Origin of the sequence: Sphingomonas sp. Leaf9, assembly GCF_001421355.1 — a bacterium.
Classification (GTDB): domain Bacteria; phylum Pseudomonadota; class Alphaproteobacteria; order Sphingomonadales; family Sphingomonadaceae; genus Sphingomonas.
Genome location: NZ_LMKC01000005.1, coordinates 221,463 through 233,808, shown reverse-complemented (window position 1 = coordinate 233,808; position 12,346 = coordinate 221,463). Strand labels below are relative to the sequence as shown.

The 12,346-nt window shown below is 67.6% G+C and carries 8 protein-coding genes; 3 read left to right on the top strand and 5 right to left on the bottom strand.

Annotated elements, in window-relative coordinates; translation table 11 throughout:
- The first annotated feature begins 125 nt into the window (after positions 1 to 125).
- The 3 genes from ASE58_RS14855 (at position 126) to hrpB (ending at position 6,212) form a co-directional block, all read left to right on the top strand.
- A complete protein-coding gene (locus ASE58_RS14855; protein ID WP_055822950.1) occupies positions 126 to 2,489 on the top strand; it encodes a DNA translocase FtsK in 2,364 nt (787 codons plus the stop codon).
- Between the two features lie 354 nt (positions 2,490 to 2,843).
- The gene (locus ASE58_RS14850) at positions 2,844 to 3,638 is read left to right on the top strand and encodes an aldo/keto reductase (protein WP_055822947.1); all 795 of its coding nucleotides are present in this window, start codon (positions 2,844 to 2,846) and stop codon (positions 3,636 to 3,638) included.
- Between the two features lie 150 nt (positions 3,639 to 3,788).
- The gene (gene hrpB, locus ASE58_RS14845; protein WP_055822944.1) at positions 3,789 to 6,212 is read left to right on the top strand and encodes an ATP-dependent helicase HrpB; all 2,424 of its coding nucleotides are present in this window, start codon (positions 3,789 to 3,791) and stop codon (positions 6,210 to 6,212) included.
- 157 nt (positions 6,213 to 6,369) lie between these two features.
- Here hrpB and zapE read toward each other — a convergent pair whose 3' ends face one another.
- From zapE to ASE58_RS14820, 5 genes are all read right to left on the bottom strand, one after another.
- Entirely contained in the window at positions 6,370 to 7,476 is a 1,107-nt protein-coding gene (gene zapE / locus ASE58_RS14840; protein WP_055822942.1) for a cell division protein ZapE, read from the bottom strand.
- Between the two features lie 174 nt (positions 7,477 to 7,650).
- Positions 7,651 to 8,430, bottom strand: a complete 780-nt coding sequence (locus ASE58_RS14835; RefSeq protein WP_055762308.1) for a succinate dehydrogenase iron-sulfur subunit — start codon at positions 8,428 to 8,430, stop codon at positions 7,651 to 7,653.
- Positions 8,431 to 8,582: 152 nt separating this feature from the next.
- Positions 8,583 to 10,802 carry a xanthine dehydrogenase family protein molybdopterin-binding subunit gene (locus tag ASE58_RS14830; RefSeq protein WP_055822939.1) on the bottom strand — a complete coding sequence of 740 codons (2,220 nt, stop codon included), beginning with the start codon at positions 10,800 to 10,802 and terminating at the stop codon, positions 8,583 to 8,585.
- Positions 10,799 to 11,773 carry an FAD binding domain-containing protein gene (locus ASE58_RS14825; protein WP_055762315.1) on the bottom strand — a complete coding sequence of 325 codons (975 nt, stop codon included), beginning with the start codon at positions 11,771 to 11,773 and terminating at the stop codon, positions 10,799 to 10,801. The genes ASE58_RS14830 and ASE58_RS14825 overlap by 4 nt, the downstream gene beginning before the upstream one ends.
- Positions 11,770 to 12,279: a 2Fe-2S iron-sulfur cluster-binding protein gene (locus ASE58_RS14820; RefSeq protein WP_082468093.1), complete on the bottom strand. Its 510-nt coding sequence runs from the start codon at positions 12,277 to 12,279 to the stop codon at positions 11,770 to 11,772. Before ASE58_RS14820 ends, ASE58_RS14825 begins: the two co-directional genes overlap by 4 nt.
- Between the last annotated feature and the right edge of the window lie 67 nt (positions 12,280 to 12,346).

Genomic DNA, 12,346 nt, shown 5'->3' with positions numbered 1-12,346 from the left:
GTCCCATCCGTAAAGTCGCTTCGTCCGAACGGACTTAGGGTCTGGCGCGGCCCACCGCAACGCCGCCTTGACGGCGTACCCCACGGCGGCGCACATCGGGGGCGTATCGAACAAGGGTGGAACGAATGGCGACCAACGCGCAGCCGATGTTGTGGCGCGACGCGATGAAGGCGGGTGCGAAGCGCAGCGGCGCGATGATCGGTGCGACGATCCTGTTCGTCGCCATGATCGTGATCGCCATCGCGCTCGTCAGCTATTCGCCCGCCGACCCGTCGTTCAGCACGGCGGCGGGCGGGCCGGTCGCCAACAAGCTCGGCGCGCCCGGCGCGCTGCTCGCCGACCTGCTGCTCACCATCTTTGGCGTGCCCGTCGCGATGCTGTTGCCACTGGGGCTGATCGTCAGCGTCCGGTTGTGGCGCGACGTGCCCGTGGGGCCGTGGCCGCGCATGATTCGCGACTGCGGGATCGGCGTGCTGGCAATGGGCACCACGCTGGCGTTCGTGTCGGGGGAGGCGATCCTGTCGCTGCCCGCCGGCTATGGCGGGGTGATCGGCTGGAGCATCGCGCGGGCGGTGCAGGGACTGGTCCACCTGATCGGCGTGCCGGTCGCCGAGCTGTGGACGATCCGCGTCGTCGCGCTCGCCACCGCGCTGTTCGGCGTGTGGCGCTGGGCCAAGGGGCTGACGATCGAGATCCCCGACGGCACCTTCCGCATGCCGAAATTCGAACGTCGCGCCCGTTCCGTCGCCGACGTTGGCGCGGTACTGGTCGAGGACGACGACCTGCCGTTCGATCCCGCGCCGCGCACCGCGCTGGCGACGGAGGACGACGATCCGGACGAAGCGCCCGCCCGCCCGCAGCCGCGGCGCGCGGCGCCCGCCGACGACCGCGCCCCGCCGGTCATCGCCGACCGCGCCGACTCCCCCGCGCTCGCCAGCGCGCCCCGGCCCGCCAGCAGCGAAGGCCGCGACAATTTCGCGCTGCCCGCGATCGACCTGCTCGCCCCCGCGCCCGAATCGACCGGCCCGACCGTCGACAAGGCCGCGCTGGAACGCAACTCGCGTCTGCTCGAAAGCGTCCTCGACGATTTCAACGTGAAGGGGCAGGTGGTGAAGGTCGCCCCCGGCCCGGTTGTCACCATGTACGAACTGGAGCCCGAACCCGGCATCCGCGCCAGCCGCGTGATCCAGCTGGCCGACGATATCGCGCGCAACATGTCGGCGATCTCGGCCCGCGTCGCGACCATTCCGGGCCGCACCGTGATCGGCATCGAACTGCCCAACCAGAAACGCGAGATGGTCTCCCTGCGCGAACTGATCGCCAGCCAGGCGTTCGCCGACCAGAATGCGCAGCTGCCGATCGTGCTGGGCAAGAATATCGCGGGCGACCCGGTCGTCGCCGACCTTGCCCCCATGCCGCATCTGCTCGTCGCCGGTACCACCGGGTCGGGTAAGTCGGTCGGCCTCAACTGCATGATCCTATCGCTGCTCTACCGGCTGACCCCAGACCAGTGCCGCATGATCATGATCGACCCGAAGATGCTGGAACTCAGCATGTATCGCGGCATCCCGCACCTGCTGGCCGATGTCGTGACCGACCCGCCCAAGGCGGTGCGCGCGCTGAAATGGGCGGTCGAGCAGATGGAGGACCGCTATCGCATGATGGCGTCGATCAACGTCCGCAGCCTTGCCAGCTTCAACGACAAGGTGCGCGCCGCCGCTGCCAAGGGGCAGAAGCTCGGCCGCAAGGTGCAGACCGGCTACGACGCCGACACCGGCACGCCGATCTATGAGGAGGAGACGCTCGACCTCTCCCCGCTGCCGCAGATCGTCGTGATCGTCGACGAGCTTGCCGACCTGATGATGACCGCGGGCAAGGAAGTCGAATTCCTGATCCAGCGATTGGCGCAAAAGGCGCGCGCGGCGGGCATCCACCTCATCATGGCGACGCAGCGTCCGTCCGTCGACGTCATCACCGGCGTCATCAAGGCCAACCTGCCGACCCGCATCAGCTTCCACGTCACGTCGAAGATCGATTCGCGCACCATCCTAGGCGAACAGGGCGCCGAACAGCTGCTGGGCCGCGGCGACATGCTCTACATGCCCGGCGGCAAGGCATTGGCGCGCGTCCACGGGCCCTTCGTCAGCGACGACGAGGTGCAGGCGGTGTCCGACTTCTGGCGCTCGCAGGGCGCGCCCGACTATATCGACGCGGTGGTCAACGAGCCGGAGGGCGATGCCGGCTTCAGCCTCGACGGGGCACCAACCGGCGACGATTCGCCGGAGGAACAGACCTTCCGCCAGGCGTGCCAGCTGGTCGCGGAAAGCCAGAAGGCCTCGACCAGCTGGCTCCAGCGCCAGCTGCGCGTGGGGTATAATTCGGCGGCGCGGCTGATCGAACGGATGGAAAAGGAAGGGCTGGTGTCGCGGCCCGACCATGTGGGGCGCCGCGAGGTGTTGATGGACGCGGACGGGCGGCCGACGGGGTAGGGGCTATTGCCCTGACCCTTTGCACCCCCCGTTTGCTTCGGGCGCAGATTCGAGCCTGTCGAGAACCGAAGTCGAGAAGGGGGCGCCCCAAGCGCCGAGTTCTCGACGGACGCTTCTCGACAAGCTCAAAGCTGCTCGAACCAAACGGTGGTGGGCGGTTGGGCGAACACCTACCCCCGTTCGTCCTGAGTAGCCATTGAGCCTGTCGAAATGGCGTATCGAAGGACCGCCGCGGATGCTTCGATACGGGCCTTCGATAAGCTCAGTCCCTACTCAGCACGAACGGGAGGGGGCAGGGAACGGATCGCGTCGTCATTGTTTGGCAACCGACCCCACCAATCAAACGGACGCCCCATGACCGACCTCCGCTTCAACGACGGCCACACCATCCCCGCCATCGGCTTCGGCACCTATAAAATCCCCGCCGAAGATTCCGCCCGCCTGTCGCGCGAAGCAATCGACGCCGGCTATCACCTGATCGACACCGCCGCCTTCTATGCGAACGAAGCCGGCGTCGGCGAGGCGACCGGCGATACCGACATCTTCGTCACCACCAAATTGTGGCGCGATGCGATGGGCTACGATAACGCGCTCAAGGCGTTTGACGCCAGCGCCGCGCTGCTGCCGCGCATCGACCTGTTCCTGATCCACTGGCCCATGCCGTCCGAGGATCGCTATGTCGAAACGTGGAAGGCGCTGGTGCGATTACGCGAAGAGGGGCGGGTCGGATCGATCGGCGTGTCGAACTTCTCGCCCGACCATCTCGACCGGATCGTCGATGCCACCGGCGTCGTGCCAGCGCTCAACCAGATCGAGCTGCATCCGACCTTTCAGCAGCGCAAGGCGCGCGCAGCCCACGAACGGCTCGGCATCGTCACGCAGAGCTGGTCGCCGCTGGGGCAGGGCACGCTGCTGACCGATCCGACCATCCCCGCGATTGCCGAAGAGGCTGGCGCGACCCCGGCGCAGGTGATTCTGGCGTGGCATCTGCAAGCCGGGCTGGGCGTGATCCCCAAGGCATCGTCGCGCGCGCGGATCGAGGAGAACCTCGCGGCGCAGCAGGTGACGCTGACGGACGAACAGGTGGCAAAGCTCGACGCGATGGACCGCGAAGACGGGCGCTTGGGCCCCAACCCCGACACCCTCTAAACTCCTCCCCGGCACGGGGAGGGGGACCATGCGAAGCATGGTGGAGGGGGGTGTCCGCAGACGGAACGGCAGCATTGCGCGGCGAGCCTCCTCCACCAGCTGCGCTGGTCCCCCTCCCCGCAGGCGGGGAGGATTGCTAAGGGGACGCCCATGCTCCCCATCCATGCGGTCCTCCCCCACCTCCTCCAGACGTTGCGCGACCGTACTTCCGCCGTCCTCGTCGCGCCGCCGGGCGCGGGCAAGACCACCGCGGTCGCGCCGGCGTTGCTTACCGAACCGTGGGTGACCGGCGAAATCCTGCTCCTCTCCCCCCGCCGCATCGCCGCCCGCGCCGCCGCCGAGCGCATGGCCGCGACCGCAGGCCAACCGGTTGGCCAGACCTTCGGCTATGCTACCCGCATGGACAGCAAGCGGTCAGCGGCCACCCGCGTGACGGTGATGACCGAGGGCATCTTCGTCGCTCGTATCCAGGCCGATCCCGAACTGGCGGGCGTATCGGCGGTGCTGTTCGACGAAGTGCATGAACGCAGCCTCGACAGCGATTTCGGTCTTGCCCTCGCGCTGGATGCACAGGCGGCGCTGCGCCCCGACCTGCGCATCCTCGCCATGTCGGCGACGCTGGATGGCGAACGCTTCGCCGCGCTGATGGACGATGCCCCGGTGATCGAGAGCGAGGGGCGCTCCTACCCGCTCGACCTGCGTCATATCGGCCGCAATGCCGAGGCGCGGATCGAGGATTCGGTTGCCGCCGCGATCCGCCGCGCGCTGGTGGAAGCGGAGGGTGGCATCCTCGCCTTCCTGCCCGGCGTCGCGGAGATCGAGCGGACGGCCGAACGCATTACGGTGCCCGATGGCGCGGTCTTGCATCGGCTGCACGGCACGCTGCTGCCCGCCGAGCAGCGCGCTGCGATCGCCCCGGATCCGGAGAGGCGGCGCAAGATCGTGCTGGCGACCAGCATCGCCGAAACCTCGCTGACGCTCGACGGCATCCGCATCGTCGTCGATTCCGGCCTTGCCCGTCGTCCGCGCTATGATCGCGCGGCGGGGATGACGCGGCTGACCACCGAACGCGCAAGCCAGGCGGCGGTGACCCAGCGTGCCGGTCGTGCCGCGCGACAGGGGCCGGGCGTCGCCTATCGCCTGTGGGAAGCGGCCGCGACCGCCGGGTTGCCCCGTTTCGACCCCGCCGAAATCCTCGAAGCCGATCTGTCGGCACTGGTGCTCGAATGTGGCAAATGGGGCGTCACCGATCCGACCAGCCTGCGCTGGCTCGACCCGCCACCCGCCGCCGCCATCGACGAAGCACGCGCGCGCCTCGCGACGCTCGATGCGATCGATGCCGATGGCCGTCCGACCCCGCACGGCCTCGCCATCGCCGCACTGCCGCTGTCGCCGCGCCTTGCCCATATGCTGATCCGCGCGGGCGAGGGCGGCTTTGCCGGCGCGGCGGCGGAGGTGGCGGTGCTGCTGGGCGAACGGGGGCTGGGCGGCAACGACACCGACCTCGACCAGCGCCGTCGCCGCTGGCGTACCGAACGCGGGCAGCGGGCCGAGGCATCGCGTCGCCTTGCCGACCGCTGGCGCAAATTGGCGAAGGGCCGGGACGATCCGCCCGCCGACGCGCTGGCGCGCAGCGTCGCGCTGGCCTTTCCCGACCGGATCGCCAAGCGCCGCGATGCCGGCGGCGAACGCTGGGCCTCGGTCGGCGGCCGCGGCTTTACCCTCGACGCCGCCGCACTCGGTTCCGCGGAATGGCTGGCAGTGGCCGAGACGCAGGGGCAGGCGGCGGGCGCGCGCATCTTGTCCGCCGTCGCGATCGACCAGGCGACGGTCGAGCAGCTGTTCGGCGACCGGATCGAAACGCGGCGCAGCGTCCGCTTCGATCCCGCCACGCGCGGCATCGTGGCGCTGCGCGAACGCCGGCTGGGCGCGATCCGGCTGTCGTCCGGCCCCGATGCCGCCGCCTCGCCCAACGAGATCGCCGCCGCGCTGACGCAGGCGGTGCGCGGCGACCTGTCGCTGTTGCCGTGGGAGGGCGCGGAGACGCTGCGGCGGCGATCTGCCTATGTCGCGGCGATGCTGGGGCAGGACGATCTGCTGGGCGACGCGGCGCTGACCGCTGCGATCGACGACTGGCTGCCCCCGCTCCTGACCGGCAAGCGGCGGCTCGACGCGGTGACCGGGCTGCACGACGCGCTGGAGCAACAGGCGGGCTGGGACTGGATGCAGCAGGTCCGCCGCCTCGCGCCCGCGCGGTTCGAAAGCCCCGCCGGGTCGAGCCACGCGATCGACTATGCTGCCGAAGGGGGACCACGGGTGGAGCTGCGGGTGCAGGCGCTGTTCGGCCTCGCCACCCATCCGATGGTGGCGGGCCAGCCGCTGACGCTCAGCCTCACCTCGCCCGCCGGCCGCCCGATCCAGACGACGCGCGACCTGCCGGGCTTCTGGGCCGGGTCGTGGCGCGACGTGTCGAAGGAAATGCGCGGCCGCTATCCGCGCCATCCGTGGCCGGACGATCCGACAGCGGCATCGGCGACGCTCAGGACCAAGAAGGCGGATGCACGGCGGGGGTGATCCTGCGCATTCTCGTCTGGTTCGAGCAGCTTCGAGCTTGTCGAGAAGCGTCCGTCGAGAACGGGTCGCTTGGGGCACCCCCTTCTCGACTTCGGTTCTCGACAGGCTCGAACCTGCGCTCGAAGCGATCGGGGGCGTAGAGGGGGAGGAAGCGAAGCTACCCCTCGCCATGCCCCTTGGTGAGATATTCCTCCGACCGCATCTCTTCCAGTCGGCTGATCGTCCGGTCGAATTCGAACCGCCCATCGCCGGTCGGGTACAGCTCGCCCGGCTGCGCATCCGCCGCCGCCAGCAACTTCACGCGATATTCGTACAGCGCGTCGATCAGCGTCACGAACCGGGCCGCCTCGTTGCGGTTGTCCGGACCCAGCACCGGAATGCCGACCAGGATCACCGTGTGAAACGCCCGCGCGATGGCGAGGTAATCGGGCGCGCCGCGCGCCTCGCCACATAGTCGCTTGAAGCTGAACACTCCGACGCCTTTCAGTGCCTTGGGCACATGCAGCGTCCGGCCCCCGCCGACATCGAGGTCGCACGACGGCACATGCGCCGCATCCTCGACGGCGAAGTCGGTCAGGCGAAAGAATGCTGCCGACAGCGCTTCGGTCGCCGCCGGGCCATTGGGCACCAGCCACGTATCGACCGCGCCCAGCCGGTCGCGACGATAATCGGTCGGGCCGTTGAGCGGCAGCACGTCGAGGTTCGTTTCGAGCAGCTGGATGAACGGCAGGAAGCTGTCGCGCTGCAACCCGTCCTTGTACAGGTCGACCGGCGGGCGGTTCGACGTTGCGACCATCGTCACGCCATGCGTCATCATCTCGGTAAACAGCCGCGACAGCACCATCGCGTCGGCGGTGTTGTTGATGACCATTTCGTCGAACGCGAGCAGCTTCAGGTCCTTCGCCAGCGCCTCGGCCACCGGGGGCACGGGGTTGCCGACCTCCTTGGCGCGCTCGGTTGCCAGGCGGGCATGGACCTCGATCATGAAGGCATGGAAATGGACGCGGCGCTTGGCGGGGTCTGCGACACAGTCGTAGAACAGGTCCATCAGCATCGACTTGCCCCGCCCGACCCCGCCCCACAGGTACACGCCGCGCGGCGGTGGCGCGTCGCCGCCGGTCAGGCGCGCGAACAGGCCGCGTTTGGGCGGATGGTCGATGGCATCGGCAAGGCGCGACAGCCGCTCGGCGGCGGCGCGCTGTTCGGGGTCGGGGCGGAGTTCGCCGGCGGTGACGAGTTGGTCGTAACGGGTGAGGACGGTCATGCGCGTCCCGCCCCTACCCAAACCACCCCGTTTGCTTCGAGCGCAGGTTCGAGCCTGTCGAGAACCGAAGTCGAGAAGGCGGTGGCAACATCAACCGAGTTCTCGACATACGCTTCTCGACAAGCTCGAAGCTGCTCGAACCGAACGGGGAGGAAATAGTAGGGCACGAAGCGATCAGATGATCCGCTCGACTTCCATCTTCTTGATCTCGGCGATCGCCTTGGCCGGGTTCAACCCCTTCGGACACACGTTCGCGCAGTTCATGATCGTGTGGCAACGATACAGGCGGAACGGATCTTCCAGCTCGTCCAGACGCTCGCCGGTCATCTCGTCGCGGCTGTCCGCCAGCCAGCGATAGGCCTGCAGCAGGATCGCCGGACCCAGGAACTTGTCGCTGTTCCACCAATAGCTCGGGCACGAGGTCGAGCAGCAGGCGCACAGGATGCATTCGTACAGCCCGTCGAGCTTGGCGCGCTCGTCCGGCGACTGGAGCCGTTCCTTGCCAGCGGGTTCCGGGGTCACGGTCTGCAGCCACGGCTTGATCGACGCGTACTGCGCATAGAAATGCGTGAAGTCCGGCACCAGGTCCTTGATGACGTCCATGTGCGGCAGCGGGGTGATGCGGATATCGCCCTTGATATCCTCGATCGCCGTCGTGCAGGCGAGGCCGTTGCGACCGTCGATGTTCATCGAACACGACCCGCAAATCCCTTCGCGGCAGGACCGGCGGAAGGTGAGCGAGGGGTCCTGCTCCGACTTCATCTTGATCAGCGCGTCGAGCACCATTGGCCCGCATTCGTCCAGATCGATCTCGAAATCGTCGTAGCGCGGATTCTGGCCCGAATCGGGGTCGTAGCGATAGACCTTGAATTTCTTGATCCGGCCCGACGTCGGCGACTTGTGGGTCGTACCCTTCTTGACGACGCTGTTCTTGGGCAAACGGAATTCGGCCATGATACTCGCTCGGTTCGGCTAGTGGGTGGGTAATCCACCCGGTCTGCGGGTCAGATACATGACAGGTAGGGTTGCCGCAAACGCGAACAAGGGAAAACTGTCCTAAGGGGAGGGAGCAGCGTCCGCGACGGACGTCCGCTCCCCACCACCCCTCACACTGCCGGCAACCCTTCCAGCAGCTTGTCCAGCGTCGCGGGGTAATCGCGCACCCGGACGCCGGTCGCATTGTAGATCGCGTTGACCACCGCCGCGCCTGCGCCGCCGATGCCCAGTTCGCCGATCCCCTTGGCATGGAGCGGGTTGGCATGGACGTCGCGTTCGTCGAGGAACACGATGTCGATCGGCGGAATGTCGGCATGGGCCGGCACATGATATTCCGCCAGGTCGTGGTTCACGATCCGCCCGTCGCGGTCGTCATGCACCAGTTCCTCGGTCAGCGCGGCGCCGATGCCGAACACGATGCCGCCGATGCACTGCGACCGCGCGGTCTGCTGGTTCAGGATGCGCCCGGCCTCGAACGTCGCGTGCCAGCGGGTGACGCGGACCTCGCCGGTGACGGCATGGACCTTCACCTCGCAGAAATGCGCGCCGTAGCCGGCCTGCGTCGTTTCCTTTTCCTGTTTGCCCGGCTCGATCGATCCGGTGGCGGTGATCCCGTCGCCGACCAGCTCGCCGATCGGCACGCGGCGATTGCCGGCGACCGCATGGCCGTCCTTCAGCGTCAGCTCGTCGGGGGCGACGTCCATCGCCTTCGCCAGCTTCTCCCGCAGCGCCTGCGCCGCCAGATAGACCGACGACCCGCTGCTGCCCGCACCCCACGAGCCACCTGAACCCGCGCCCGGCGGCGACTTGGTATCGCCCAGATGCACGTCGATCCGCTCGATGGGCAGACCCAGCAACTCGCCCGCGATCTGCGCCAGGATGGTGTAGGTGCCGGTGCCGATGTCGGTCATGTCGGTTTCGATCAGCGCGCGGCCGTCGGGCCCGATCGTCACCGCTGCCTCGCTCGGCTGCAGCATGTTGGTGCGGGTGGTTGCCGCCATGCCCTGTCCGATCAGCCAGTCGCCCTCGCGCTGGCCACCCGGCGTCTGGTTGCGCGCATCCCAACCGAATGCCTTCGCGCCCGAATCAAGGCAACGCGTCAGCGAGCGGGTGGAGAAGGGCACATCCTTCTGCGGATCGCGCGCGGCATCGTTGCGCCGGCGCAGCTCGACCGGATCGATGCCGATCTTTTCGGCCAGTTCGTCCATCGCATTCTCATGCGCCAGCAGCCCGACTGCCTCGCCCGGCGCGCGCATCGATCCCGACAGCATGCGGTTCAGCTCGACCACGTCATGGGTGATGACGCGGTTTTCGCCGGCATACAGGAATTGGGTGGCGATGCCCGCCGGTTCGAAATAGCCCTCGCCCGGCAGATTGCTGGTGATCGTCTCATGCCCGATCCCGGTCAGCTTGCCCTCGGCATCGGCGGCCAGCCGCATCCGCTGATGCGTGTTCGACCGGCGCACGGTGGTGTCGAACACTTGCTGGCGGGTCATCACCGTCTTGACCGGCCGTCCGACCGCCTTCGCGGCGATCGCGGTTGCGACCGATTCGGGCGCGATGCCGAGCTTCGATCCAAAGCCGCCACCGACATAGCGCGCGACGATCCGCACCCGCGACGCACGCTCACCCAGCGCCTTGGCCAGCTGTTGCTTGTCTGACGACGGCATCTGGTACGCGCCGTAGAGCGTCAGGCCGTCGTCGTCCCACACCGCGGTCGAGGCGTGCGGCTCCATCGCCGCCGAGTTTTGCGACGGCGTGGTCCAGATGTCATCGACGGTGAATGCCGCATCGGCCATCGCCGCGTCGAGGTCACCCTGCTTGTGATAGGGCGGCATCGATCCCGCCGGCGGCTTCTTCGCGCTGTCCAGCCGGTCGTCGAAGGTAAACACGCCCTCGGCGGGATCGAAGCGGATCGACACCAGCTGTGCCGCGTCGCGGGCAATCTCGAAGCTCTCCGCCACGACGATCGCCACCGGCTCACCGAAATAGGCGACGTCCTTGACGCCCTGCGTCGGCGCGCCGGTCTCGCCGCCCTGCTGCGCGTTGCGGATGAAAGTCTTCAGGTCGACCACGACGTCCAGCACACCGGGCAGTGCCTTCGCTCCCTCGGCATCGATCGCGGTGATCGTGCCCGCCGCGAATGGTGCACGCACCAGAAAGCCATAGGCGAGGTTGTCGGGGGCATATTCGGCGGCATAGGTCGCCTGTCCCGCGACTTTCAGCGGACCGTCGATCCGCTCGATCCCCTTGCCGATGATCCCCTGCACGCCCGAATCGAGCAGGCTCTGTTCGACGGGCTTGTCCATGCGCAGTGCGTTGGTGGTCATGCCGTCAGCTCCCGCAGCGTCGCAACCAGCGTGCGGCGCGTCAGTGGAATCTTGAAATCATTGCTGCCGAAACCCCTGGCATCGCGCAGCAACAGGTCGGCGGCCTGTCCGAACAATTCGTCGGACGGGGCCTGCCCGACCAGCAGGCGCTCCACGCCCTCGTCCCGCCACGGCATCGGGCCGAGACCACCGAACGCCAGTCGCACGGAGGTGATCTTGCCGTCTTCGACTGCGACGATCCCGGCGACCGACACCAGCGCAAACGCATAGGACGCCCGGTCGCGCACCTTGCGATAGGTCTGCTTGCCTTCGGGAGCGGGCGGCAATTCGATATGGGTGATAAGCTCGCCGGGACGCAGCACATTCTCGACCTCCGGCGTGTCGCCGGGCAGGCGATAGAAATCGCCGATCGCGATCCGCCGCTTCTCACCATCGCTGCCGAGCGTCACGATCGTCGCGTCCAGCGCGCGCATCGCCACCGCCATGTCGCTCGGATGCGTCGCGATGCACGCCTCGCTGGTCCCCAGCACGGCGAGGATGCGGTTGAAGCCTTCCTTCGCATCGCAACCCGACCCCGGCACGCGTTTGTTGCAGCGCGCGGCGGTCTCGTAGAAATAATAGCAGCGGGTGCGTTGCAGCAGGTTGCCACCGGTCGACGCCTTGTTACGCAGCTGCCCCGATGCCCCGGCGAGCAGCGCGCGGCTGAGCACCTCGTAGCGCTCGCGGATGACGGGCGATGCGGCGAGGTCCGAATTGGGCACCAGCGCCCCGATCCGCACGCCGCCGTCGATGTCCTCGATATCGTTCAGCGGCAGGCGGCTGATATCGACCAGCCGCGCCGGCGTCTCGATCTGCAATTTCATCAGGTCGAGCAGGTTGGTCCCGCCCGCGATGAACTTCGTGCCGTCTTCGGCACCCTCGCGCACGGCGGCTTCGGCGCTGTCGGCCTTGGCATAGTCGAACAGCTTCATGCCGCCGTCTCCACTTTTGCATCGGCGACTTCACGGATCGCGTCGACGATGTTGGGATAGGCCGAGCAGCGACAGATATTGCCGCTCATCCGCTCGCGGATTTCATCGTCGGTAAAGTCGGCGTCGGCAAGGTCGGCGCTGACATGGCTTGGCCAGCCTTTCGCCACCTCGTCCAGCATGCCGACCGCCGAACAAATCTGCCCCGGCGTGCAATATCCGCACTGGAATCCGTCATGCTTGACGAACGCGGCCTGCAGCGGATGCAGCTTGTCCGGCGTGCCCAATCCCTCGATCGTCACGATGTCGTCATCCTGATGCATCACGGCGAGCGTGAGGCAGGCATTGATGCGGCGGCCGTTCACCAGCACGGTGCACGCCCCGCATTGGCCATGATCGCAGCCCTTCTTGCTGCCGGTGAGCGAAAGATGTTCGCGCAGCAGGTCGAGCAGCGACGTGCGGATGTCGACCTCCGCCTGATACGGCTGTCCGTTGATGGTGAATTGCATGGGGCGCGCTCCGTTGGTCGTGATGGCTAACGATCGCGATCCAAAGGGTTTCCTGTTGCGAGAGGGT

Coding starts and splice junctions, on each gene's coding strand:
- ASE58_RS14855 (WP_055822950.1), top strand. CDS start 126: ATGGCGACCAACGCGCAGCCGATGTTGTGGCGCGACGCGATGAAGGCG.
- ASE58_RS14850 (WP_055822947.1), top strand. CDS start 2,844: ATGACCGACCTCCGCTTCAACGACGGCCACACCATCCCCGCCATCGGC.
- hrpB (WP_055822944.1), top strand. CDS start 3,789: ATGCTCCCCATCCATGCGGTCCTCCCCCACCTCCTCCAGACGTTGCGC.
- zapE (WP_055822942.1), bottom strand. CDS start 7,476: ATGACCGTCCTCACCCGTTACGACCAACTCGTCACCGCCGGCGAACTC.
- ASE58_RS14835 (WP_055762308.1), bottom strand. CDS start 8,430: ATGGCCGAATTCCGTTTGCCCAAGAACAGCGTCGTCAAGAAGGGTACG.
- ASE58_RS14830 (WP_055822939.1), bottom strand. CDS start 10,802: ATGACCACCAACGCACTGCGCATGGACAAGCCCGTCGAACAGAGCCTG.
- ASE58_RS14825 (WP_055762315.1), bottom strand. CDS start 11,773: ATGAAGCTGTTCGACTATGCCAAGGCCGACAGCGCCGAAGCCGCCGTG.
- ASE58_RS14820 (WP_082468093.1), bottom strand. CDS start 12,279: ATGCAATTCACCATCAACGGACAGCCGTATCAGGCGGAGGTCGACATC.